The following is a 24,390-nucleotide window of genomic DNA, read 5'->3' on the forward strand; positions in this document are numbered from 1 at the left end:
ATCCCTTACAAGAGGTGGGTCCTGACGCGAAGCAGCCGCACGCCAGATAGCCAGAGGTCGCGCGAATCAGCCGCACGCCGGGCGGCCGCCAGACAGACGCGAAGCAGCCGCACGCCAGACAGCCAGACGCGAAGCAGCCGCACACCATCGCCAGCGCGCGTGCCGCCCAGCTTCCCAGGCGGCACGCGCAATCTACAAGGCCAATACGTCTGAGCCTGGCTTGCCCAACCAGCCTACGACCTACACCTGCGACGAGCGAGGGCGGCACCGACAAAGCTCAGGAGGCCCCCAACAAGCAGTGAAACGACCGGAACAGCGCTCTCATCGCCAGTCTGGGGCAGTTCAGCTCCCGACCCCGAATTCCCCGGCGCGGAACTCCCCGGCGTGGAAGTTCCCGGTAGGGGATTCTCCGGGTCAGGAGTCGTGGACTCGGCAGTATTAGTTATCGTAAAGCCGCTCGCCATGTTACCCGTGACTTCAGAAGTGAAGCCATCCACCGCGACCTCGGCCACGGTGTACTCAATCTCAGAGCCATCGATCGCGAGCTTGGGAAGATCATCGAAGGAGCCAGCCCAGCCGTTTCCCTCGCTGAGCTCTATCGAATCGATCACCGTTCCGCCGTTGAGCAGATTGACGGTAACCTTCTCGGGATGGGCGGCAGCGGAGTCAGCCCAGACCTTCTTCACCGAAACGCTGACACACTCGTCCCTGCCAACTACAACGCCGCCGTTCGCACCGATGCCGCCGCCACGAGCGGCCTTGTTGCCGGAAATGAGCAGCGTCGTCTGGCCGGCGCCGAGCTCGAACGCCTCGTCTGTCAGCACGGACTTGAGCGCGACGTTCGGCGCGGCATCCACGAAGGTCATCGCGTCGCCGTTGTCGCCACCCTCGACGAAGCGGGGCACGCTGGCATCGATCGAAGCGAGTATGCCGTTTGGCTGAAATAGGCCGCCATCCCTGTACCAGGAGACCTTCCCGCCACCCGGAGCGTGGTTAGCGAGCGTCAGGGTGTGGGAGTCGCCCTCGAAGCCCGTGAAGACGAAGTCGTCGCCCACGCCGTCCGAGGTGTTCCGGGAGATCAGGCCACCATCCTGGATAAAGACCTTGGAGTCGCCCGTCGGGCAGAACCACATGCCGCCGCCCTGCTCGCTGGCATTATTCTCCGTAATCTGAGCGTTGGCGACATGAAGGGTGCTGTAGTAATCGTTGTTGCCCTCGCTATAGACGCCGCCACCCATGTTCCAAGCGGTGTTATCCCTGATGACACCGGCGCTGAGAGTCACTCCGTTGGAGTAGGAGTAGATACCGCCACCTGCATAAGCACTGTTTCCAGAGATTGTGCCGCCATGAGACGCACCGCGACCCGTTGAGTCACCTGACGCCTTCATCGCAAACACGGTATTCATCTCTGTCCCGATACCCTGAACGCCCGGGTCGACGACGCAGACGCCGCCTCCCTTGCCGTCAGCCGCGGCGCTGTTGCCACAGATCTCGCCGCCGATCATGGTGAACTCCGCATTGCCCTCGACGTGAACCGCGCCGGAAGGAGTGCGGTTCCCGATCTTGTTGCTCCTGTTGTTCTCGATCGAGCCACCGGTCATGAGGAAGGAGACCCTCTTGTCCGCACCGCTAGCATCGCCATACATCACAACGGCGGTACCTTGATAGCCGTTGTTACTGGCGATGGAACCGCCGGACATCTCGAGGCTGGCACCAGTGGTCAGGTGAATGCCCGCACTGGAGCAGTAGTTGCCGTCACCCTCCGCCGCAGCAACGCGATTGCCGCTGATGGAGCCCGAACGCACAATAACCTTGGCGCCATTGGAAGCACGGACGGTACCGCAGTAGGCATCCTCAATCACGCAGCCCTCGATGACGCCACCGTTCAGGGTGAAGGAGGCATTAGCGCCATCGACACTCACGACACCGGAGGCAGCAGAGCGAGCCGTGCCATCGAGGATGGTCGCGCCCTCGGAGAGAACGAGCTCTCCCTTGACGCCAACGATAGAGCCGCTGTTGTAACGACCGCGCAGGGTAACGTTACCGGCAATCTCAAGGGAGGCACCCTCGGCGACATTGACGAGGTCGCCCGAGGTGTCCTTTACCGCCAGGACGGTGAACGGATCCGCGCTCGTAAGCTTGATCTTCTTGCCAGCGGGAATGTTCAGCGTGGTAGCGAGCTTCACGTGCTTGCGAATCTCGATAGTAGTCTCGATGCCATCGGGGGCAGCGTTGACCGCCTCCTGGAGCGTCATGGCACCAGGCTCGCTCGAGACGGTGTCGCCCGTGCCATCGTCGATTGACTCATAGAGGTAAACGATCTCAACCGCCGGGAGATTATCCGTGCCGGTGATGTCATCCTCGCTGTTATCGATGACGATCTTCTCGACGGTGCTGTCATCAAACAGTCCATCGCTAATCGACGTAAGGCCGTTGCCTATCCTGACCTCCTTCACGCCTTCGGTCGAGTCAAACGCGTTCGAACCGATAGAAGTTACGGAATCAGGAATGACGAAGGTCTCGGGGAGCGAACCGGCGTAGAAAGCATACGCGCCGATCGACTCGAGCGTGTCGGGGAGGTCGGTCGCGAGGTTGCCCCAGATGAAGGCCCACTTGCCAATGCTCCTAAGCGTGTCGCTCAACTTCACTATCCTGACCTGCGAATAGCAAAACGCGTTGCTCGGAATCTCCTCGAGGGACGAGAGGTCGACATCCGCGAAGAGTCGCTTGCAGCCCTCGAAGGCGCTCGTCCCCATTTCGGTCACATGGCTCAGGTCGGGAATGGCCGTCAGGTTCTCGCAGCCCTTAAAAGCTGAATACCCGATGGAGGTCAACGTACCGGAAAAAGAGACCTCAGGCAGCGCAGTGCACCCATTGAAGGCGCTGGACCCAATCGCCGTGATTTCGCTCGTGGCAGTGACAGATGTGAGCGAGGTGCAGCCCGAGAAGTAGTCGGTCGGGATCTTCGTAAGGGACTTCGGCAGGACGATGCTCGTCAGCGAGGTGCAGTCCGAGAACATGCCCGTGGTCGAGTCACCGAAGACGACATCCTCGGGAAGTTCGATGCTCTCGAGCGCGCTGGCACCGCTGAAGGCACCGGACTGGGAGATGAGCTTCAGGCTGCTTGGAAGGTTAATCTCCTTGAGCTTGTTGCAACCGAAACCATCGTGTTCGAGGCGAGCTCTTCGACACCCTCATCGAAGGTAAGCTTCTCGAGGGAGTCCATGTTCTGGAGAGAGAGCTCGAACTTCTTGATGGAACCGGGAATCTCCAGCTGCTTAAGGCTGGTGAAGTTGTTGATGCGCCAACCCGACATCCTCGTGAGAGTATCAGGGAGGTTGAGTTGCTCGACATTCGCGCCCTTGGTGCTCCAGCCAAAGTAGAGCTCGGTGACCGTATAGGCCTTGCCGGCGTTCTCGACGGCGGTGGGCACATTGATAACCGTGACGCCGTCATCAGCGATGGGGGTCTTGAGATGGGCGGTGCCGTCGCTAAGTAAATCACAGGTGTAGGTCACGCCGTCCAGAGTGACGTCAATACCCTCCGCGTCATACGATGCCGCATGGGCCGCAGTGGCGAAAACGCCACTGACCACGAGCCCCACGGCGAGAAGTGCCGAGAGGCAGATGGCGCGAACCTTGTGCCTCCCAGCTGCTGCGTTTCTTCTCACGAATACCTCTCCTGTTCTCAGTGCTGTTCTTACAGCGGTGTCAATAGATCTTGCGATGGCAGGTGGCTTGGCAGCCCTACAAGTGGAGAGCCCAGCGAACGGTGCACCCCCCACAGGCGAGACTCGCTGCTGCCGACCCGCGGCCGGACTGCCCTGCAGGGAAACCTCCCGCTCCCAAGCCGCAATTCTTGTACCCCAGAGTATAAACAGATTAGTTCGATTCTCGTTCATTCGCCGTCAATTAGCTGGCCCCGTTTTCGCAGCGTAACGGCAGTTTTATATCAGGTTGAGCAGCGGGCGCTCCCACTACCTCACCAATTAATGACAGGACCCACCTCTTGTAAGGATTTGGCCGCCAAAACGGCTCCAATCCCTTACAAGAGGTGGGTCCTGACGCAAATCAGCCGCACGCCAGGCGGCCAGACGCACGTCGACACGCCCGCCATCGCCAGCGCGCGTGCCGCAAGCAGACAAAGCCCGCCAAGCGAGCGCGTGCCGGAAGGCCCTACAAGGGGCAGACCACCCCGAGCCCTCCGGCGCGTCGACGCACTCTACCTTTCGCGCAAACGCTAGATTCTCGCCACGCCAGACTTGCGCGCCGCCTCGGACACGGCAGAGGCGACGGCGGTAGCCACGCGCTCGTCGAAGGCACCCGGGATGATGTACTCCGCGCTGCGCTTGTCGTCATCCACCAGACCGGCGATGGCGTAGGCGGCGGCTTCCATCATCTCGTCATTGATGTCAGAAGCGCGCACGTCGAGGGCGCCGCGGAAGATGCCCGGGAAGGCAAGCACGTTGTTGATCTGGTTCGGAAAGTCCGAGCGGCCCGTGGCGGCAACGGCGGCACCGGCGGCGAGGGCCTCGTCCGGCATGATCTCGGGCACGGGGTTGGCGCAAGCAAAAACGATCGCGTCAGGCGCCATGGTGCGAACCATATCCTGCGTGAGGACGCCGGGCGCGGAGACGCCCACGAAGACGTCAGCACCCTTGACGGCATCAGCCAGCGTGCCACGCACCCCATCGAGGTTGGTCCAGGTGGCAACCTCCTCCTTGACGGGGTTCAGGCCCTCGCGCCCCTGGTAGATGGCCCCACGAGAATCGCAGATGATGATGTTCTTGACGCCCATGCGCCTCATCAGGCGAGCGTTGGAGATACCCGCGGCTCCCGCGCCGGAAATGACCACGCGCACGTCAGCCAGGTCGCGGCCGGTAAGGCGGCACGCGTTGATGAGCGCCGCGCAGGTGACGACAGCGGTGCCGTGCTGGTCATCGTGGAAGATGGGGATGTCGCAGACCTCCTTGAGACGGCGCTCAATCTCGAAGCAGCGCGGCGCGCTGATATCCTCGAGGTTCACGCCGCCGAAGCTGCCCGCGAGGAGCTCGACGGTGCGGACGATCTCGTCGACGTCCTTCGAGCGGACGCACAGCGGGAAGGCGTCGACGTTCGCGAAGGTCTTGAACAGGGCGCACTTGCCCTCCATGACGGGCATGCCTGCCTCGGGTCCGATGTCGCCCAGACCAAGCACGGCCGTGCCATCCGTCACAACGGCAACGAGGTTGCCGCGACGGGTGTAGGTGTAGGAGTCATCCACGTCCTCGTGAATCTTCAGGCAAGGCTCGGCGACGCCGGGCGTGTATGCCACGGCGAGCTCCTCGGGGGTGGAGATGGAAGCCCGGCTCACGACCTCGATCTTGCCCTCCCACTCCCTGTGCTTGTCAAGTGCGTACTGCTTGGCGTCAACGGCCATTGCGCGCTCCATTCCCTTGGTCCGCCCGCGGGCGCGGGTGGGCGCTTTTTCGGTTGCATGCAAGCAGACCGTACCCAGAGCGGGCGCGCGTAAACTGAGCAATCGATATACGTCCTGATGCGTCGGTTATCGACATGCTAAATCATGCCTGTCATCGCCGTCACGCCGGCAGCGGGCTCCGCTCAAGGCTGGGTCCAGTGGTAGCCGCCCATAATTGATGCCAGCAGTGGGTTGTAAATTCGTCCAGGCAGCGCCATTCGCCCAGACAGCGCCGACAGCGGGTTCTCAATTCACCCATGCAGGGTAGTTGATTCGTTCAAATAACAATTCAGGCCGATCGCACGCCCGCAAACAAGGGCAGCTGCAACGAATTCGAGATTCTGCGGCCCATATCACCGATATATAACGGTTCTCATTTGAGCCAACTGGGGTTTATTTGGCACCTCCGGGATACCACATGCCAAGCAGGGCTTCAAAACCTCATTTTGAGCCGCAGAATCTCAAATTCGTTGCAAGGGACAACGTGACCAGCCGGTTTTACGAGCGGCAAGGTCACCGGCAGATACAGCCAAGCGTCCCTAGCCTTCCAGAAACCAAGAGCATCCCATAGCCGTGCGCCTCAAGACCTGCCGCGAGGGCCCATCCCTAAAGGTCAGCGTCAGATTACTCCGCCAATTCAAATCAAGAGCCCGTTGATACAGACCATGCGGGTCTTCGCGCTTAAGCTCGAATTTACAATCCCTAGCACGTCCTCATCCTGGCTATCTTCAGCCCTACCAAACGCTACCTCAACATTTATTTGAAATTGTCGATTCTCCCGAACCAAAAGTCTGGTAATATAACCCCTGCACCAATTCGGGGAATTAGCTCAGTTGGGAGAGCGCATGACTGGCAGTCATGAGGTCAGGGGTTCGAACCCCCTATTCTCCACCATAAATGATGGGGCGGCGACTTAGGTCGTCGCCCTTTTTGTTTACGTTTTGACGGCACGAATGGCAGAGTCCGTCTTTGCTATTTGACAGTGTGGGCACTGACACCAGGAACTCAATTGGAGCGGCCCACCCTCCCCCAGTCAATTACGGCAGACGCCCAAACCGGGACTCACGCAGATATCCGGCATGACCTACCAGCCAGCACCTGGCCTAACGTCACCCGGCAAGGCATCTCCCGGCATTCAGTGCCATCCCGGCCATCAAGTACCCAACCACTAGCGCTCCGCCCTAGCACAGGGGTGCGAAGATGCGGAGAAGGCCGTCGATTGCCCAGCGATAGGAGTACTGCCTCGCGTCGTAAGGCTTGATCTCGACGCACTTCTCCTGCGTGGCGAGGAAGTCCGCCTTGATCTCCGAGATGACGCTCGAGCGATAGAACAGCGAGTTGTTCTCGAAATGAAGGAACAGGCTTCGATAGTCGAGGTTGACCGTGCCGATCGTGGCGACGCGGTTATCGAACATAGAGCCCTTCGCGTGGACGAAACCGGGCGTGTATTCGTAAATCTTGACACCGCCGTTCAACAGCACCTGGTAGAAGCTGCGAGACATACGGAAGACCAGTTTTTTGTCCGGAATGCCTGGCATGATGATTCGCACGTCAACGCCACGGCTTGCCGCCGCGAGCATCGCATCCATGAGGTCGTCGGCAAGCATGAGGTATGGCGTGAAGAACCAGGCGTATTCCGTGCTCTGCGAGAGGAGGTCGACATAGAGCCGGTTGCTCGTGGCCTCGTGGTTGAGGGGCGAGTCATAGTAGCTGAGGACATAGCCGTCGGTCTCGCGCGAGGGCACGGCCGCCGGCGTGTGGTCCGCGGCAGCCGAAGCCGGCCGCGCCGCGACCTCCGTGCCCGCTAAGGGATCCGCAGGCACCGCTACCTGGCAGCCCGCCGTCCCCGGTCGAGCTACCGTCGCCGTCCCCGGTCGAACCGCGGTTGCCGTCCCCAAACGACCCACGGCATCAACCGCCTCGCCAGCCAGCACCTCGGACATCGGGAGTCCCTCATAGCCCTGCACGCGCCCGAAGGCATTCCAGAACGTCAGGAACATGTGCGTAAAGGCGCGCACCGGCTCGCCGGTCAGCCGGAAGCCGATATCCTTCCAGTGTCCGTAGCGTCGCTCGAGGTTGATGTAGCAATCTGCGAGGTTAACGCCGCCGCTATAGGCAATCTCGTTGTCAACGATCAGCATCTTGCGATGGTCGCGATAGTTGGCAGTGCCCTTCAGGGCGAGGAGCGGATTGAACGGCACGCAGGGAATGCCCCTCTCCTGTAACTCGCACGCGTTGCCAAAATCGAAGGTCGAGAAGCAACCGAGGTCGTCATACATCACGCGAACGTCCACGCCCTGCTTCAGCTTGGCCTCGAGAACCTCCACTATGGAGTTCCACATGTGGCCCGGCTCGACGATGAAATACTCGACAAAGATCGTGTGCTTGGCGTCCCTCAGGTCTGCCAGCATATCGGGGAACATGTCATCGCCCAGCGGATAGTAGCGCACGTCCTCGACCCTATAGAGGGGATACTGTGTCTTCTCCTCCAGCCAGCGAAGCGTCTGCTCCATGCGCCTCTCGCCGTCGAAGGGCGTCTCGCCAATTGGAAGAGGCTGGGGGTCATTGCTCTTGCTGACGCTCTCGAGCCGACGCCTGAGCGGCTTGGCCGTACGCTTGTTGCCGAAGCAGAGGTAGAGCAGCGTGCCAACCAAGGGGATCGTTAGGATGACCAGCAGCCAAAGCAGCTTGTAGGTGCTCTCATCGCGTTTGATGACAATAAAGAGAACGAGAAAGACCGCCACGATGGAGAGAAGCGACGCGATAAGCGCGGAGTATGGCGCGAGCCACTTCGTGAGCAGCAGCAGCCAGATCACTTGCAGGACAATCGCGGGAATGACGATCAAAATGCGATTGAGGATCTTTCTCATGCCGAGCTCTATTCCGTCACGCCGTTCTGGAGGCTTCTCTCGTATTTGCTGGTGACAACTATGCCATAGGTGGCTGACGTGGCGACGCCGGCAACGGCGGGCGCGGACCGTCGACAAGAGCGGACTGGCCGCGGGCGCGGAGGCGGCGCACGTCCCCGTCTCCGTCATGCCATCGGTATTCGCAGTGGCGCCTCGTTCGGCGCGTCATCGACACGCTTGCCGTCCGCGCCCCGGCACCGCGTCAACGCAAGTCCCGGATTAGCAGAAGCGCCCTACTTCCCGAAGATCACCCCAAATAGGCCGCCGCGCTTGGTCTTCTCCTCGCGACGTGAGCCCTCGCGCGCCGCCGCTACCTGCGGTGCCGCGCCCTCGCCGCCCCTGCGGACAATCTCGTACAAAAATGGCGACTTGACGTACTTGACCTCGATGGGTGTCGCATGGACGGTGCTTTCACTCGAAAGGGCCAGACTCGACGCAAGCGGAGCCACAATATGCGTCTCCCGCTCCTCGCTGAACACAACGGCTGCCGCGCGCCCGGTCTGCCCGTTGACGGCGATGCGCACCTGCTCGCCGTCGCACCCATCCGCCGCCGGACGGTCGACGTAGTACACCGGCACCATCACGAGACCGTCCTTGTGCTTGCGAACTTTTCGGGACCACGCGCGAAGGTTCTTCTTGTTGAAGCCCAGCGCGGATTCTGCGTCGTTGCCCGCGATATAGAGCGCCAGCTTGTCGACAACGACGTCGTCCTTAGTCGACGCGTCGACGGCGATCACGCGGAAGTCACCCTCCTGCATGGTGGGATCGAACGACGCCACCCTCGAGAAATCCCATGGCTCGAGGATGCCCATAAGGGAAACATCGAGGTAGTTTGCCCTGGGATAAGCCCAGTCGAGCACCTCGTAGTAGACCAGGGCCTCCTTGCCCAGGCCCCTGCTCGTGAAGGACGCCATCATGCGCAGGTCCGCGAGCGCCATGGGGAAATAGAAGAGCATCATGTCGTTCTGGATGGCGCTCTCCACGTCATGTCCCGCGAAGGCATCCGGGTGCTGGCGAACGAGCTGGAGCGCGGCGGCGCGCGCCTGCTGCTCGCTGACCGCACACGGAATTCCCTGCTCAGGCACGTATTCCGCACCAAAGCCCATGGTCAGGCGTTTGCTGAAGGCGCCCGGCTTGAGCAGGTCCGCGGCGCCGATCTTGTTTCCGCACGACGGGCACTCGAACACGCGCTGGGTCGACGCGCCCTCGAAGGACGCACCGCAGAACGGGCACGGGATGCTCACATGCTCGGCCTCCTGGTACTCGGACGCCGTGCCACGGTCCTCCCACAACAGGTGTTCGAGCACCGACTGGTTGCGCCAATGTGGCTTGAAGAAGTACCAGCCTGGATCCACCGGCGGCTCGAGCTGCGAGACATGCGTGAGCTTGAGCAGACCATCGACAGCCTGGAGCGGCTGATGGCGAATGCCCAGCGCGCTCGTGGGGTCACCGGCGCCGGGCGCCCACGGCAGGACCGTGCCGCAATAGGCACACTCGAAGCTGCGCTTCGCCTGATGCGAGTACATGGGACCGCCGCAGTTTTGGCATTTGATGGCAAAGAACTCGTCCATGGGATGGGCCTCCTTGTCGTCATGGCGGCACGTCGCCGCACTAGTCTCGCCCACTCTGCGGACGCGACGAATTCGCTCGATCCCCTGCTCTGCTTCTCTCGTGCGGTATTCGCTCGAGCTCGCACTGCGCCAGCGCCAGTCGCTCGCGCCCGCTTACATCGTTCGCATCGCAGCGGCGGCGGGCACCAGCGGACTACAGAATCCAGTCGAAGCCCGACTCGCCGAGTCGATAACGCATATTGTCCGTCTGAACCTCGGTGTGCACGCCGCTGTTATCGAAGGTCATGTTCGTGTTGGACCCGACGGGATAGACGGTCTTGCTCTCGCCCGTGGTGAGGTCGTAGCGGATATTCCCGACCTGATTCTCGAGGTGAAACTTGCCGTCCGAGCCAAAAACGTTCTTGAACATGGCAAACCTCCTTGACGTGTTATTGGAAGAGTATATCCGGTCAAGGAGCTGATCAACCACAGGCCGACCGGCCGAGCGCCACCCATAAGCGTGCCCGGCACCCATAAGCGTGCCCCAAAATAATTAATGGAGCCGATATTGTTAGGCTAAAACTGCATCTACCAAGTAGATCCCCTTGCGCAATTCACGAAACCGCAGGTAATTGATTTGCACGCAATTGTTCTACTCAGACTGACAGAAAAATGCCTAACATTTTCGACTCCACTAATATTTAGAGTCAGTCACAGGCGCTTTATGAGCTCAAAATCACACGAAACCCCAGTCCCCGCACATGCTGTTATGGCTTCTAGCAAAACGGCTCATACGAGAAGGTGCCTGAGCGACTCCTCGAGGGCACGCTTGGTCAGTTGTCCGGACATAAAACCCTTTCGATGTTCAACGACCGGATTGTACCTGCCCAGGCGCGAGGACACGTCTGGATGACACACCGATGTCTCCAGCCAAGAAAACACGCCAAGTAGGGGGCTATTTGGACTCCAGCCGAGTAGAGCCGAATCACGCAATCAGTTTAGCTGCGGTTTTGTCATGCTAAACATGGCGTCTACTTTGGCAACCTCAATTTAGCCCCCTACTTGGCGCACTTTTACAGGATCGGGGGCCGAAGGACGGTATTCAACCCCACCAGCCAGCGCCGAAGGACGGCATTCAAGCCCAGCAGCCAACGTGGAAGGACAGCATTCAAGCCCGCCAGCCAGCACGGAAGGGGAACGCAAAGCCGAACAAGCGTCAACAGGGGCGAAGCATGCGCGTTCCGAGCGCCGCCAGCAAATAGCGCGCGACAGGCAGATGCCCGCCGCGCGCTCGCACGCACGTTGTGAAAGACAGCCGCTAGTTAACGCTCACACCGCCGTCGACCTTGACACAGGCGCCCGTCATGAACGACGCGTCGTCGCTGGCGACGAACAGCACCGCGGCAGAAAGCTCCTCGGGCTTGCCCGTACGAATCTCCTTGTCGAGACCCGCCATGGCGCGGCCCATGCCAAACTGATCGATGCCGGAATCGGCCATCATCGAGCCGCTAATCTCAGTCTCGACGCCACCGGGGCAGATGGCGTTGCAGCGAATCCCCTCATGCGCATACATGTAGCCGGTGTTCTCGGTCATGCCAACAAGCGCGTGCTTGGAAGCCGTGTAGGCCGCGCCAGCTCGAGCACCATTCGTGCCGCCGATGGAAGCAACATTAACGATGTTGCCCTTCGTCTCCTGGCCAAGCATCACCTGAACGGCCTTGCGCATGGCATACATGGGACCCTTGACATTAACGGCGAAGACCTTGTCCCAGCGTTCGTCCGAGATGTCACCGATGGGCTCGAAGCCATCCATGATGCCCGCATTGTTCACGAGAATGTCGAGCTTGCCACACTTCTCGACTGCGAAATCAATCATGCCGTCATTCGTCTCGCGCGCGGAGACGTCGCCCACGTAAGGCAGGATCTTGCCAGGCAGGCCATCGGCCTCGACCTGAGAGGCGAGCTCAGCAAGGCGCTCTTCGCGGCGAGCAACGGCAACGACCGTGGCACCTTCCTTGGCAAAGTCGTAGGCAATCTGGCGGCCCATACCCGAGCTTGCGCCAGTGACAACAACGCTCTTTCCTTCAAAACGCATGGCAAATCCCTTCTATTGTTAGGTAACACGACTAGCAATAGTCTGGCACAGACGAGACGAGCCGCCGTTTCCTTCTCGGCAGATGGCAGTTGGCTGACCCTATGCGGCAATCGCGTCCGTTAATGTCAGGTATTGGACGAGGGGTCGCTTGCAATTGCGGCATGACGGGTACGACTGGCGTTCTCGGCCACGTTCTGCGCGCATGACATCACGCATTCGTTGGCCGCAGCCGTGATTTACGCGCACGGCGCCGTGCGTCGCCATCCGGCGCCACGTTATGCGCGCGCACGCCACCCTCCGCTCCATGACCAACCGCCAAATAGCGACCCCTACGCTCGGGCGCGTCGCCGGCATTCCCACGTCACCCGCCAAAAAGAAAGGGCTCCGCACAAAGCAGAGCCCCACGGCAACGATGCCACGACAAACAGCAGCGAAACCTTACGGCCTCTGGCCCATGCCACCCTCGAGGGTAATCGTCTCGCCGTTCATGTACTTGAAGTCAGGGCCACAGAGCTGAACGACAACGCGGCCGATCTCGGTTTCGACGTCGCCGTAGTGGCCTGCCGGCGGCATGTGAACGTTAGCCTTGAAGGCCTCGGGATACGCAGCCTCGAAGTTCTCGAGCTGAGCGGTCCAGGCAAGCGGGCAGACAATGTTGACGTTCACGCCATCCTTACCCCACTCGTTGGCAGCGACACGCGTCAGGCCGCGAATGCCCTCCTTAGCCGCAGCGTAGGAGCACTGGCCGTAGTTGCCAAACAGGCCGGCACCGGAAGCGAAGTTGACCACGGAACCCTTGGTCTCCTTCAGGTGCGGGTACGCCTTCTGCATGTAGAGGAACGTGGCGTAGAGGCCCGAGTAAATGGCGAGGTTGAACTGGTCCATCGTGTGCTGTTCGATCGTCACGCCGGAAGCGGAAGCCTGGGCGTTGTTGACGACGGCGTCGATGCGGCCGAACTCCTCGATCGTCTTGTCGATGACGTTCTGCACGACGGCCTCGTTGTCCTGACCAGCGGAAACGTCAGCCTGAACGGCGAGGACCTTGATGCCGTACTCGGCCTCCAGGCTCTCCTTGGCGGCCTCGAGCTTGGCAACGTTGCGGCCGGTGATGACGAGGTTGGCGCCCTCCTTGGCGAAGGCGATGTCGATGCCATAACCGATGGAACCAGCGCTGCCGTCCTTGAGCGTGGCCTTACCGCCGCCAGTGACGATAACGACCTTGCCGTCAAACATACCCATGTTGGTCTCCCTTATTAGTCGGCCCCGAGCGTCTGCCGCTCGGGTCACCGATTGCGCCAACGTAACAGAGGGATAGTCCGTTATGGCCGAGGTTTCGGCGAGGGAGACGCGATGCCCGATAGAAGGGATTTTTCGAGCCAACAGGCACATCTTGCCGAGAAGAACCGGCGCGCCGAGGCGGCGCCACGCGAGCTAGCGCGCCCGGCGGGCCGCCTTGCGCTCGTCGCGGCGCTCGTGGCGCTCAATCGTGGCCTCGGCGGCGGAGAAGCGGCAGCCGCAGTAGTTCTGACGATACATGCCCAGCTCGCGGCTCTCGGTCGTGGCCTTGGGATAGAGCGGACGCCAGTCGCGCACGATGGGCGTGAGCCCGTTCGCCGCGGCGAGTCGCTCGAGGATCTCGGTGCAGTCCTCGAAGAGCTGGTAAGGCGACACGGCCAGCGTGGTGGAGACGTGCGAGAAGCCCAGCTCGCGGGCCACGCGGCATGCGGCATCCAGGCGGATCGTGTAGCAGGCGCGGCAGCGCGGCACGCGGTCGAAGCCATGGGGAGCAACGACGCGCTCCCAACGTTCGCGGCCCTCGGCCGGGGTGAGCGCGGAGTTGACGCCAGATCCAGCACCGCGCTCGCAGCGAACCACGGCGATGCCCGCGATGTCGGCCCACGTCAGAAGCGTGGCGAGACGCAAGTCGTGCTCGGCGACGGGTTGGATGTTGGGATTGTCCCAGAGGATGACGGGCTCGAAGCCCTCATCGCGGAGGCTCGCGACGGGCTCGAGCGAGCAGGGGCCGCAGCAGGCGTGAAGCGCCAACGGCACGCGGCCGGTCTCCTGCGCGATGTGCTCGATGTCAATCATGTCAGCCCTCCCCCGTCGGCGCCGGAACGTTCATGCGAGTCGAGCGCGCGCGTTACCCGCTGTGCCACGTTGCGCGTCACCGCGCGCCCCGCCGGCATCCGCGAGTCCACCCGCGCGGCGACGCAGTACACCTCCGCACGCACCGTCCATTCAAGACCTCCATCATCGCAGAGGCGTTCTCGTAAAGCATCCATCAAATTGGGAACGACGGCGTAAAGCCAGCGTAAGCCGTTTCTTTCAAGTCTGTAAACGACGGACTCCCGAAATATTTCTGTAACCAACCCGCGCGATTATACGAGCATGCGCGGTGTGCAGAGGGGTTTTACCCTTCCTCCCTTCCCTCTCCGCAGACCGCACGCAAGGGCGCCCGGCTCCAGTCCCCGGGCGCCTTTTTTTGCGACGAGTGAGGCTTAACGCGTCGTTTGGCTCACAAGCCAGCGCACCGGAGCGAGCCCAGTGCGATGCCAAGACCGCAATGCAACGGTCACCACCTACTCGTGCCGCGACCATTACTCGAATCGCTAGGACATCACGGGGCTCCTTTGGGAGCCTCATTTGATGTCGTCCTCCTATTGTTTCCGGTTTGTTACACTGTGCAGCGTTCACGCGCAAGAGCGTAGCTGCTCGTTCGCCCTCAGGTACACGTGCAGCGATGGTTTTAACGAGAACGACCTCCGCCTCTTCACCGACGCCCTCAACGAGCGACTTACCGAGGGCGACACCTATACCACACTCGCCATCCTCGCAAACGAGGGCGACCACTGGGAGCACCCCACGCAGGTGGCCCACTCGTCTACAGCGCGCAGACGTTCTTGGGAGCGCCCTCGAGCCAGGCGAGGACGTTGCCGAACTCGATGACGGCGCGGCGCTCCATGGCCTCCTCGGTGAGATACGCCACATGAGGCGTGAGCACGCAGTTCTTGGCGGAGGCGAGCACATAGCTTTGAGGCAGCGGCGGCTCCATGTCGAAGACGTCGATACCGGCACCAGCGAGCTTGCCAGAGTTCAGTGCCTCGGCAAGCGCATCGTTGTCCACGATCGGGCCGCGCGCGCAGTTCACGAGCACGGCGCCGTCCTTCATGCGCGCGATCTTATCGGCATCAAAGAAGCCGCGTGTCTCGGGCGTGAGCGGCAGATGGAGGCTCACGATGTCGGACTCGGCGAGAAGCTCCTCGAGGCTCGCGAACTCGATGCCCGCCGCCCTGGCCGCCTCGCTCTCGTGGCGCGCATAGCCCAGCACGCAGGCGCCAAACGCGCCAAACAGCCTCGCCGTGGCGCACCCGATGTGGCCCGTACCCACGATGCCCACGGTCTTGCCAGAGATCTCGCGTCCCATGAGGCCGGCCGACGTGCCGCCCGCACGCGTCGCTGCATCCGCCAGCACGACGTGGCGCAGCACATCGATCGCGAGGCCCACCGCGAGCTCCGCCACGCTCACGTCAGAGTAGCCGGCGCAGTTGCACACGGTGACGCCCCGCTCGCGGGCCGCGTCGAGGCCCACGTGGTCGATGCCCGTGAACGCCACGGCGATCATCTTGAGCGCGTCAGCGCCGCGCACGACCTCGGACGGATAGGGATTGTTGGCGATCATGACCACATCGGCGCCGGCAGAGCGACGGGCGAGCTCGGAGGCGTCCGTCGTCTTCTCGGGCCAGTAGGCAAACTCGTGGCCGGCCTCCTCGATGGGATGCGCGAGCTCGCGGACGCGCGCCTCGGGGATGCCGAGCGGCTCGAGCAGGGATACCTTCATTCGATCGTCTCCTTACGAGGGAGCCCGCCACGGGGACGGGTGCCGCAAAAGGAAGGCGCCCGCCTGGGGACGGGCGCCCGAAGCGCTACATCTGGGAGAGCTTCTCGCTCAGCAGCTGGTTGAAGAGCTTGGGGTTACCCTTGCCGCGGCTCTCCTTCATGCACTGGCCCACGAGGAAGCCGACGACCTTGGTGTTGCCGCCGCGATACTGCTCTACCTGCTCGCCACAACGCGCGAGCACGGCGTCAACCACGGGCTCGAGCGCGCCGGTGTCGCTCACCTGGCGCATGCCGCGCTCGTCGACGACCTTCTCGGGGTCAAGGTCGGTGCCGTTGACCGCGTCGAGCACTTCGCGCGCCTGGGCGAACGAGATAGCATCGCCCGCGAGCAGGGCGCTCAGGCTCGCGACCTGGGCAGGCGTGAGCGCGTCATAGCCGGGCACAAGGTTCACCATGACGTTACCCACGGTGAGTATGGCCTTCTCCGGCACGAGCTTGCAGGCCTCCTCGAAGAACTCCGCCGTCACGGGGTCGCCGGCAATCTGCTCGGCGTCCGCGCGCTTGAGGCCGTACTGCTCGCAGAAGCGGTCGCGCTTGGCATCCGGCAGCTCCGGGATCTCCGCGCGGCACTCGTCGATGAACTCGTCCGTGAGGTCGAACGGGGCGAGGTCCGGGTCCGGGAAGAGACGGTAGTCATCCGCCGTCTCCTTCACACGCATGACGACGGTGCGCTTGCGGCTGGGCTCCCAGTGGCGCGTCTCCTGGTAGATGACGCCGCCCTCCTCGAGGACCTCGGCCTGGCGGCAGATCTCGTACTCGAGGCCGTCGTGCAGGGCCTTGAAGGAGTTGAGGTTCTTGAGCTCGGTCTTCGTGCCGAGCTTAGTCTCGCCGCGGCGGCGCAGGCTGACGTTGCCGTCGCAGCGCATGGAGCCCTTCTCCATCGAGCAGTCAGAGATGCCCAGCGTCAGGAACACGCGGCGGAGCTTCTCCATGAACAGGCGCGCCTCCTCGGGCGTGCGGAGGTCTGGCTCGGTCACGAGCTCGATGAGGGGCGTGCCGCAGCGGTTGTAGTCGACGAGGCTCTCCGTCGCGCCGCCAATGCGACCCTCCTCGCCGCCCACGTGGACCATCTTGGCGGCGTCCTCCTCCATGTGGATGCGCAGGATGCGGATGGGCACGGTGTAGGAGCCGTCCTCCGCGCGCTCGGGAAGCACGAGGTTGGCGGTGTCGTAGGTGCCCTGGCTCGAGGCCTTGGGGCGGGCGGCGCCGCCCTCGGGCAGGTGGTCGCTCATGGCGGTCGAGAGGCCCACGGCGTTGGCGCTGGCGCTGGCGAGGCTCTGGGCCTCGGCCTCGCCGAAGGCGCACTCCGGGCGCTCCGCGGCACCACGACCGGTGACCTCGAGGTTGAGGTGGCCGTGCATGCAGAAGGCGACGGGACCCTGCGTGGTCTGGAAGTTCTTGGCCATGTCGGGATAGAAGTAGTGCTTGCGGTAGAACATGCTGTGACGCATGATCTCGCAGTTCGTGGCCAGGCCCGCCTTCACGATCGACTGGATGGCGCGGCGGTTGGGCACAGGCAGCGCACCCGGAAGACCCAGGCAGACGGGGCACACGTTAGTGTTGGGCTCGTCGTCATGGGACAGGTGGCAGTTACAGAACATCTTCGTGTCGAGCGTGGTGAGCTCGGTGTGGATCTCGAGGCCGATCACGGCCTCCCAATCCTGGAGAACGTCGGCGAGCTTTTTCATGCGAGCTCACCCCCCTTCCCAGCGAAGTCAGGAGCGACGGCGAGCGCGGGCGAGCCGTCCGCGCGGCCCGCGGCGGTGGCAGCGCCCTTCTCCACCGCACGCGCGAACGTGAGCAGGCGGCGGTCCTGGAACGCCGGGCCCACGAGTTGGGCAGACGTGGGCAGGCCGGAGTCCGCGCCCAGGCCCAGCGGCACCGAGACGCCGCCGTTGCCGGCGATGTTGATGCTGATGGTGTAGAGGTCCGACAGGTACATCTGCGTGGGATCGGAGATCTCGCCGAACTTGAACGCCGTGCGCGGGCTGGCCGGCATCAGGATGACGTCAACCTTCTCGTAGGCGGCGGCGTAGTCGCGCGTGATGAGGGTGCGCGCCTTCTGAGCGGCGAGGTAGTACTTCTCGTACACGCCGCTCGAGAGCAGCCAGGCGCCAAGCATCTGGCGACGCTTGGCCTCCGCACCGAAGCCGTGGGCGCGAGAGAGCGAGCTCTGCTCGGCCAGGGTGGCGCAGTTAGGCTCCTGGTAGCCGTAGCGCACGCCGTCGAAGCGGGCGAGGTTGGAGAAGGCCTCGCAGGGGCCGAGGACGTAGTAGGCGGCGATGGCGGCGTCGAGGTTGGGAAGTTCCACCTCGACGAGCTCGGCGCCCTGCTCGCGCAGGGACTCTGCGGCGGCGGTGACGGCGGCCTTGACCTCGGCGGTGAGGCCGTCTGCCTCCATGAGGGCGGGGATGATGCCGACACGCTTGCCGGCGACGCCGTCCTCGAGGTGCTCCGTGAAGTCGACCGGGCAGTCCTGGCTCGTAGAGTCCTTGGGGTCGCGGCCGGGGCCGACAAGCGCGTTCATGGCGAGGGCCACGTCCGCGACGCTGCGACCGAAGGGGCCAACCTGGTCGAGCGAGGAGCCGAACGCCACGACGCCATAGCGGCTCACGGCGCCGTACGTGGGCTTCATGCCCACGACGCCGCACAGGCTCGCCGGCTGGCGGATCGAGCCGCCGGTGTCAGAGCCCAGCGCGAGCGTGACCTCGCCAGCAGCGACGGCCGCGGCCGAGCCGCCCGAGGAGCCGCCCGGCACGCGCTCCGTGTCCCACGGGTTGTTGGTGCGGTGGAACGCCGAGGACTCCGTGGAGGAGCCGAAGGCGAACTCGTCCATGTTGGCCTTGCCGATGGGCAGACAGCCCGCGTCGAGCATGCGCTGGACGCAAGTGGCGGTGTAGACGCTCTCGTAGTTCTCGAGCATGCGGGAGGCGCAGGTGGTGCGCGTGCCCACGAGCATCATGTTGTCCTTGATGACCAGCGGCACGCCGGCGAGCGGCGGCAGGGGCTTGCCTGCCGCGCGGTCCGCGTCGATGCGGGCGGCGGCGTCGAGGGCGAGCTCGGCCGAGACCTGGAGGAACGCCTGAACGGCTCCGTCGCGGGCCTCGACGGCGTCAAGCGCGGCGCGGGCGACCTCGGTCGCGGTGAAGTCACCGGCGGAAACGCCCGCGGCGATCTGCGCCGCGGAGAGGGTGTCGAGGGTAGCCATTACTGATCACCTCCGAGGATGGACGGCACGCGGAAGTAGCGGTCGCGCGCACTGGGGGCGTCGAGCAGGGCGTCCTCGATCGAGAGGCCCGGCGCCACGACGTCCGCGCCCATGACGTTGGAGAGGTCTCCGATGGGGTGGAACGTGGGCGGGACGTCAGCCTCGCCATACTGAAGGACGGGCTCGAGCACGCCCGTGATGGCGCCGTTCATGTACGCCGTCATCTCGGTGAGCTCTTCGTCCGTGAGGGCGATGCGGGCGTAGTCCGCGATGCCGCACACGTCGCGTTCGCTTAGTGCCATGTGGCCTCCCATGCCAATTTGGTTAACCCTGTCATTCTATGGCAGGTTGCGGACGTCAAGTGCGAGCGGGCGCGATTGTGTCAGTACGGTAACAGTTCGGGGCGAGGGCGGCACGTCCTAGCTCGCGTGCACGCGCCCGGCCGCGGCCACCAGCGCAGCGCCCGTAAGTACGACCGAGGGCGGCAGCCACCGGGAAGCCCTAGCCCTCGCGCACGCGCCTGGCTACGGCCACCAGCGCAGAGCCCGTCAGCGCGACGAGAGCTGCCGCCGAGACGAGCACCGCCTGCACGCCAAACGCATCCGCAAGCATCGGCGCCGCGAGCAACGGCAGCGTGCCCGACACGCTGATGCCCACGCGCATGAGCGCGCTCACGCTGCCGAGGTGGCCCAGCTCGCAGTTGCGCTGCGTGAGCGTCACACGCAGGGGCATGATCAGGCCGTTCGCTGCCCCGAGGACGAGCTGGCCGGCGGCGGCGCACCACACGAATGGCGTCGCCGTGTAGAGCACGGCACCCAACCCTTCCGCCACAAGCAGGCCGCACAGCGCCGGCAGCGTCACGCGGCGTGCGGGCACGCGGGCGGCAAGCAGCGAGCCTACCGTGGCGCCCACGCCCACGATCGCCGTGAGCCATCCCATCCACTCGGCGCCCACGCGCAGCACGTCTCGATAGAAGAGGCTCTCGAGCGAGTCGAACGCGCCAAAGCCGAGGTTCCCCAGGAAGCACACGGCAAACAGCACGATGAGCGCCGGGCTCGCCACCGTGGTGCGCACGCCATTCGCCACGCGCGCAAGCAGGGAGGGCACGGTCTGCCCGCTGTCCTGTGGGCGCTCGAGACGAACGCGTTCGCGAAGGCGCAGCGCAACGAGCACGCCAAGGACGGACGTCACGGGCAGCACGGCGAACACGAGGCGGTTGTCGGTCACGTCGGCGATGGCGCCGGCAAACAGCGGTCCTGCGATGACGGCAACGAACGTCACCACGCTGTTGAGCGAGTTCACGCGCGCGAGCAAGGCCTCGTCGTTCGTGAGATAGCGAGGAAATGTCTCGACGGCTGTCGATGCCGCGGCGCCGGCAAGTCCCGTCACGATTGCCACGACCAGCAGCGACGCCATGCAGACGGGCATGGCGAACACAACGGCGAACGCGGCGAGCGGCAGCGCCAAAGACGCCACGAGCACGATCCTCGGCCCCGCAGCGTCAATGAGGGCGCCGGCAGCCGAGTACCCCACAAGCATCACGACATTCATCACGAACACGAGCGCCGAGACCTCTGCCGCGCCCGCATCCAGCACGTAGGTGGCGCAGCCGATGATGCCCACAAAGTAGGTCGCCTGGAACCCCAACTGGTTGAGAAAACACGCTGCGACAAGCCGCCTAAACGTCGCGTCCACGAGCAGCCCTCCACTTGAGCGTTCATTTCTCGACGCATTGTAGCGCGAGGCCGTTGCCGACCATGCCGCAACGACACCGCCATTCGCAGCGATACCGCCATTGTTGTAGCGTTTATGCACGCTCAGCGACTCTCCAGCGTGCAAAATCGCCGCAGCATCCGTGTCGTCGTGCCGAAACGCCACACCAACCGCCCCGTCTACCTCGACAAATCACATAATCGACAACCTCAGCCAAGTATTTCTTAATTCTAGAGTTAATTCCGGTTAACTAGTGGTATATATCTACAAGGGAAACAACGAGGCCGCCCGGCCCCAGTCAGGAGGTAACACGTATGAGTGAAATCATCGACGTCTACGGCCGCCAGGTACTCGATTCGCGCGGCAACCCCACCGTCGAGGTCGAGATCACCCTCGGCGACGACTCGCACGGCCGCGCCATCGTGCCGTCCGGCGCATCAACCGGCGAGTTCGAGGCGGTCGAGCTGCGCGACGGTGACAAGTCCGTCTACGGCGGCAAGGGCACGCTCAAGGCCGTCGCCCACGTCAACGACGAGTGCGCCGACGCGGTTCTCGGCATGGATGCCACGGACCAGCGCGGTGTAGACGCGGCCCTCATCGCCGCGGACGGCACGTCCAACAAGGGCAACCTCGGCGCCAACGCCATCCTCGGCGTGTCACTCGCCTGCGCCCGCGCCGCGGCCGAGTCCGTGGGTCTGCCGCTCTACCGCTACCTGGGCGGCCCGAACGCCCACACCCTGCCCACGCCGATGATGAACATCCTGAACGGCGGCGTCCACGCGGACAACAACGTCGACTTCCAGGAGTTCATGATCATGCCGGTGGGCGCCCCCACCTTCTCTGAGGCGCTGCGCTGGTGCACCGAGGTCTACCACACGCTCAAGGGCGTCCTCTCCGAGAGCGGGCACGCCACGGGCGTAGGCGACGAGGGCGGTTTCGCACCCGACCTCAAGACGAACGCCGAGCCCTTCGAGTGGATCGAGCGCGCCGTCGAGAAGGCCGGCTACAAGCCCGGCGAGGACTTCATGTACGCCATGGACCCCGCCACCTCGGAGTGCTTCAACAAGGAGACGGGCCTCTACGAGCTCAGGGGCGAGGGCCGCACGCTCACGAGCGACGAGATGATCGACTACTGGAGCGAGCTCATCGGCCGCTTCCCCATCATCTCGATCGAGGACGGTCTGGCCGAAGAGGACTGGGACGGCTGGACCAACCTCACGCGTGCCATCGGCAACAAGGTGCAGCTCGTGGGCGATGACCTGTTCGTGACGAACAAGTCGCGCCTCGAGAAGGGCATCAAGCTGGGCGCCGCCAACGCGCTGCTCATGAAGGTGAACCAAATCGGGTCTCTCACCGAGAGCCTCGAAGCCATGGCAACGGCCGAGCGCTACGGCTATGCGCAGGTCGTCTCTCACCGTTCCGGCGAGACCGAGGACACCACGATCGCCGACATCGCGGTTGCCACGAACGCCGGCCAAATCAAGACCGGCGCCCCCTGCCGCACCGACCGCGTCGCCAAGTACAACCAGCTGCTCCGCATCGAGGACGAGTTGGGCGACGCCGCGACCTACGCCGGCATGAGCCCGTTCCGATTCCTGAAGTAACGGCTTTTCGCCTCTGCGGCGCGCTCGCCGCCGCAGAGGCCCCTTGGGAGCCGAGTCGAAAGCAGAGATGTCGCGTCTCTCCCGCATAGACTCGGTCGGGCGAACTCGGCTCCGACTCGTCTCCCAAGGGGCCAAACAGCTCCGCGAGTTGCTTTACCCGATGTTCGCGGGCCCTCTCCCCCGCGAACTAAAACCTCCGGGCGGTCGTGTCCCAGCACGTCGTCCACGAGGCCGTGCGTCCCCGCGCGCGAGTCTCAACCCGGAGCGTCGTGTCCCCGCACGCGCTCCCCAGGCGCCCGCGTGTCCCCGCACGCGGGCGCTTTTCGCTGCCGATGCGCACCGCGTCTCGCCACGCCGTCGCGTCGTGCCGCGCCGTCACGCTCGCTGTGCCACCCCGCTCGCCGTACCGCTCCGCCGCTGGGCCACGCCGCTCGTTGCCGTGGCGCTTTTGCACGTCCCGCTCGTTGGCATAGCGTTTATGCACGCTCAGGGCCTGCGTAGTGTGCAATACCGCCGCGTCAATGGAACCGGCGTGCAGAAACGCCGCAGCAACGGAGCCAGCGTGCAATATCGCCGCGGCAACGTCACCACGGGCCACCTGCCGACGCATATGAGCCGCTGGCGAAACGAACGTCACAAGAATTGCGCCCTGAACTGGGCTGTTAGGTCTCCGTTAGATTCCCGTCAGGTTTTCTCGGCGTCACCCCTGTTACCCTGCACGAGACGAACGGAGGAGACATGGGCACAAAACGGGACGTCGAGATAGGCATCTTGCTTGACGAGGCCCAGAGAGCACATCGATGCCTCGCGACACATGATCGCAAGCTCAAGGCCGCGCTCGACCGTCGAACGCCCAATCAGCTCGTGAGCCCGCGCAGCCACCTCTATGCGCGAAAGGGCTACTGGGACGGCCTTGGTCGCCGGCAGCGTGAGGAACACATCCTACGAGCAGAGGCCGCGCTTCGCCCCGAGCTCGTCCTCTGCCACGCAAGCGCGGCGCTGTTGCACGGGCTGCCCGTATCGTTTCGCCGCCTTGCGAGCGTCCACGTACTGTCGGGCGAACGCTGGCCGTCGACGCGTAGCACGGGCCGCGTCACGCGTCACAGGCGCACCGAGGCAACCAGACCAATGGTGGAGCGACTCGACGGCATCCTCGTCACCTCGCTTGAGGACACCATAGTCGATTGCCTCCTCGAGTTGGACTTTCGAGAGGACCTCGCAATCGCAGACGCGGGCCTCGCGCGCCTGGGAATCGACGCTGCCGAACTTGACACTCTGATCAGCGAACGAGGACGCCATCGCCCCGGCATACGACAAGCGCTCGAAACCGCGCGCCACGCAGACGCACGTAGCGAGAGCGGCGGTGAGTCCATGGCCCGCGCCATCATGATCGAGCATGGTTTCATGCTTCCCGAGCTGCAGGTCCCCATCGAGAACCCCGACAACCCCGGTCATCCCTGGCGCTGCGATTTCTTCTGGGAGCTGCCAGACGGCACGATCGTCGTCGGCGAGCTGGACGGTGGCGAGAAGTACGTCAACCCAGCCATGACGCATGGCCGAGATGCGCTGCAGATAATGCGCGACGAGCGGCTTCGCGAGTCTCGCATGACGCTCGCCGTCGACCGCGTCATGCGCTTCACGTTCTCGGACGTGGCCAACGAGGCACGCCTCGTGGCGCTGCTAGAGCGCTTCGGCATCCCGCATGTCGCGTAGCATCCCGAGAATGGCATGGCGGTTTATGCACGTCATCATCACTCGCGCGGCGTTATTGCACGCTCAACGGCTCCCCAGCGTGCATTTTCGCCCCGCCAATGAATCCGGCACTCAGAAACGCCGCGGCAATGGAGCCGGCGTGCAATAACGCCCTAGCAATGTGCCCGCCGGCCACCCGCGCGTCGCCCGCACGCCCCACGCGCATCGCCGGCCGCCCGCACGCGCCCCGCGCCCGCCGCGC

Annotated in this window: 16 protein-coding genes and 1 tRNA gene; 3 read left to right on the forward strand and 14 right to left on the reverse strand. The window is 63.6% G+C overall.

Annotation, left to right across the window (positions count from 1 at the left end; all coding sequences use genetic code 11):
• Positions 1 to 233: 233 nt before the first annotated feature.
• From Q0H23_RS02625 to Q0H23_RS02635, 3 genes are all read right to left on the reverse strand, one after another.
• Positions 234 to 3,137, reverse strand: coding sequence for a leucine-rich repeat protein (locus Q0H23_RS02625; RefSeq protein WP_366509937.1), 2,904 nt, complete (start codon positions 3,135 to 3,137; stop codon positions 234 to 236).
• On the reverse strand, positions 3,116 to 3,670 hold the full coding sequence (locus Q0H23_RS02630; RefSeq protein ID WP_293835377.1) for a hypothetical protein: 555 nt from the start codon (positions 3,668 to 3,670) through the stop codon (positions 3,116 to 3,118). The genes Q0H23_RS02625 and Q0H23_RS02630 overlap by 22 nt, the downstream gene beginning before the upstream one ends.
• 569 nt (positions 3,671 to 4,239) lie before the next feature.
• Positions 4,240 to 5,418 carry a malic enzyme-like NAD(P)-binding protein gene (locus Q0H23_RS02635; protein ID WP_293835380.1) on the reverse strand — a complete coding sequence of 393 codons (1,179 nt, stop codon included), beginning with the start codon at positions 5,416 to 5,418 and terminating at the stop codon, positions 4,240 to 4,242.
• An 857-nt stretch (positions 5,419 to 6,275) separates the two neighbouring features.
• On the opposite strand from Q0H23_RS02635, the gene Q0H23_RS02640 reads away from it, so the two are divergent.
• Positions 6,276 to 6,351: transfer RNA gene (locus Q0H23_RS02640), tRNA-Ala, on the forward strand.
• A 287-nt stretch (positions 6,352 to 6,638) separates the two neighbouring features.
• Here Q0H23_RS02640 and Q0H23_RS02645 read toward each other — a convergent pair.
• The 11 genes from Q0H23_RS02645 to Q0H23_RS02695 all read right to left on the reverse strand — a co-directional run bounded on the left by Q0H23_RS02645 (position 6,639) and on the right by Q0H23_RS02695 (position 20,814).
• On the reverse strand, positions 6,639 to 8,327 hold the full coding sequence (locus Q0H23_RS02645; RefSeq protein WP_293835384.1) for a phospholipase D-like domain-containing protein: 1,689 nt from the start codon (positions 8,325 to 8,327) through the stop codon (positions 6,639 to 6,641).
• A 272-nt stretch (positions 8,328 to 8,599) separates the two neighbouring features.
• A complete protein-coding gene (locus tag Q0H23_RS02650) occupies positions 8,600 to 9,937 on the reverse strand; it encodes a hypothetical protein (RefSeq protein WP_293835386.1) in 1,338 nt (445 codons plus the stop codon).
• Between the two features lie 193 nt (positions 9,938 to 10,130).
• Positions 10,131 to 10,346: a hypothetical protein gene (locus Q0H23_RS02655; RefSeq protein WP_293835389.1), complete on the reverse strand. Its 216-nt coding sequence runs from the start codon at positions 10,344 to 10,346 to the stop codon at positions 10,131 to 10,133.
• A gap of 888 nt (positions 10,347 to 11,234) precedes the next feature.
• The gene (locus tag Q0H23_RS02660; RefSeq protein ID WP_293835392.1) at positions 11,235 to 12,011 is read right to left on the reverse strand and encodes a glucose 1-dehydrogenase; all 777 of its coding nucleotides are present in this window, start codon (positions 12,009 to 12,011) and stop codon (positions 11,235 to 11,237) included.
• 438 nt (positions 12,012 to 12,449) lie between these two features.
• On the reverse strand, positions 12,450 to 13,250 hold the full coding sequence (locus Q0H23_RS02665) for an SDR family oxidoreductase (protein ID WP_293835395.1): 801 nt from the start codon (positions 13,248 to 13,250) through the stop codon (positions 12,450 to 12,452).
• 192 nt (positions 13,251 to 13,442) lie between these two features.
• Positions 13,443 to 14,102 carry an epoxyqueuosine reductase QueH gene (locus tag Q0H23_RS02670; RefSeq protein ID WP_293835398.1) on the reverse strand — a complete coding sequence of 220 codons (660 nt, stop codon included), beginning with the start codon at positions 14,100 to 14,102 and terminating at the stop codon, positions 13,443 to 13,445.
• A gap of 793 nt (positions 14,103 to 14,895) precedes the next feature.
• Entirely contained in the window at positions 14,896 to 15,852 is a 957-nt protein-coding gene (locus tag Q0H23_RS02675; protein ID WP_293835400.1) for a 2-hydroxyacid dehydrogenase, read from the reverse strand.
• 85 nt (positions 15,853 to 15,937) lie between these two features.
• Entirely contained in the window at positions 15,938 to 17,599 is a 1,662-nt protein-coding gene (gene gatB, locus Q0H23_RS02680) for an Asp-tRNA(Asn)/Glu-tRNA(Gln) amidotransferase subunit GatB (protein WP_293835403.1), read from the reverse strand.
• Positions 17,596 to 19,119, reverse strand: coding sequence for an Asp-tRNA(Asn)/Glu-tRNA(Gln) amidotransferase subunit GatA (gene gatA / locus Q0H23_RS02685; RefSeq protein WP_293835404.1), 1,524 nt, complete (start codon positions 19,117 to 19,119; stop codon positions 17,596 to 17,598). Before gatA ends, gatB begins: the two co-directional genes overlap by 4 nt.
• Positions 19,119 to 19,421: an Asp-tRNA(Asn)/Glu-tRNA(Gln) amidotransferase subunit GatC gene (locus Q0H23_RS02690; RefSeq protein ID WP_293835406.1), complete on the reverse strand. Its 303-nt coding sequence runs from the start codon at positions 19,419 to 19,421 to the stop codon at positions 19,119 to 19,121. Before Q0H23_RS02690 ends, gatA begins: the two co-directional genes overlap by 1 nt.
• A 199-nt stretch (positions 19,422 to 19,620) precedes the next feature.
• Positions 19,621 to 20,814: an MFS transporter gene (locus Q0H23_RS02695; protein WP_293835408.1), complete on the reverse strand. Its 1,194-nt coding sequence runs from the start codon at positions 20,812 to 20,814 to the stop codon at positions 19,621 to 19,623.
• A 332-nt stretch (positions 20,815 to 21,146) separates the two neighbouring features.
• Between Q0H23_RS02695 and eno the strand changes: the two genes are divergently transcribed.
• Together eno and Q0H23_RS02705 are read left to right on the forward strand one after the other, a co-directional pair.
• On the forward strand, positions 21,147 to 22,436 hold the full coding sequence (eno, locus tag Q0H23_RS02700; protein WP_293835410.1) for a phosphopyruvate hydratase: 1,290 nt from the start codon (positions 21,147 to 21,149) through the stop codon (positions 22,434 to 22,436).
• Between the two features lie 738 nt (positions 22,437 to 23,174).
• Complete coding sequence (locus Q0H23_RS02705; protein ID WP_293835412.1) at positions 23,175 to 24,149, forward strand: hypothetical protein; 975 nt, start codon at positions 23,175 to 23,177, stop codon at positions 24,147 to 24,149.
• Positions 24,150 to 24,390: the final 241 nt, after the last annotated feature.

Origin of the sequence: uncultured Parolsenella sp. (genome assembly GCF_934660935.1) — a bacterium.
Taxonomy (GTDB): domain Bacteria; phylum Actinomycetota; class Coriobacteriia; order Coriobacteriales; family Atopobiaceae; genus Parolsenella.

Coding starts and splice junctions, on each gene's coding strand:
- Q0H23_RS02635 (WP_293835380.1), bottom strand. CDS start 5,418: ATGGCCGTTGACGCCAAGCAGTACGCACTTGACAAGCACAGGGAGTGG.
- Q0H23_RS02645 (WP_293835384.1), bottom strand. CDS start 8,327: ATGAGAAAGATCCTCAATCGCATTTTGATCGTCATTCCCGCGATTGTC.
- Q0H23_RS02650 (WP_293835386.1), bottom strand. CDS start 9,937: ATGGACGAGTTCTTTGCCATCAAATGCCAAAACTGCGGCGGTCCCATG.
- Q0H23_RS02655 (WP_293835389.1), bottom strand. CDS start 10,346: ATGTTCAAGAACGTTTTTGGCTCGGACGGCAAGTTTCACCTCGAGAAT.
- Q0H23_RS02660 (WP_293835392.1), bottom strand. CDS start 12,011: ATGCGTTTTGAAGGAAAGAGCGTTGTTGTCACTGGCGCAAGCTCGGGT.
- Q0H23_RS02665 (WP_293835395.1), bottom strand. CDS start 13,250: ATGGGTATGTTTGACGGCAAGGTCGTTATCGTCACTGGCGGCGGTAAG.
- Q0H23_RS02670 (WP_293835398.1), bottom strand. CDS start 14,102: ATGATTGACATCGAGCACATCGCGCAGGAGACCGGCCGCGTGCCGTTG.
- Q0H23_RS02675 (WP_293835400.1), bottom strand. CDS start 15,852: ATGAAGGTATCCCTGCTCGAGCCGCTCGGCATCCCCGAGGCGCGCGTC.
- gatB (WP_293835403.1), bottom strand. CDS start 17,599: ATGAAAAAGCTCGCCGACGTTCTCCAGGATTGGGAGGCCGTGATCGGC.
- gatA (WP_293835404.1), bottom strand. CDS start 19,119: ATGGCTACCCTCGACACCCTCTCCGCGGCGCAGATCGCCGCGGGCGTT.
- Q0H23_RS02690 (WP_293835406.1), bottom strand. CDS start 19,421: ATGGCACTAAGCGAACGCGACGTGTGCGGCATCGCGGACTACGCCCGC.
- eno (WP_293835410.1), top strand. CDS start 21,147: ATGAGTGAAATCATCGACGTCTACGGCCGCCAGGTACTCGATTCGCGC.
- Q0H23_RS02705 (WP_293835412.1), top strand. CDS start 23,175: ATGGGCACAAAACGGGACGTCGAGATAGGCATCTTGCTTGACGAGGCC.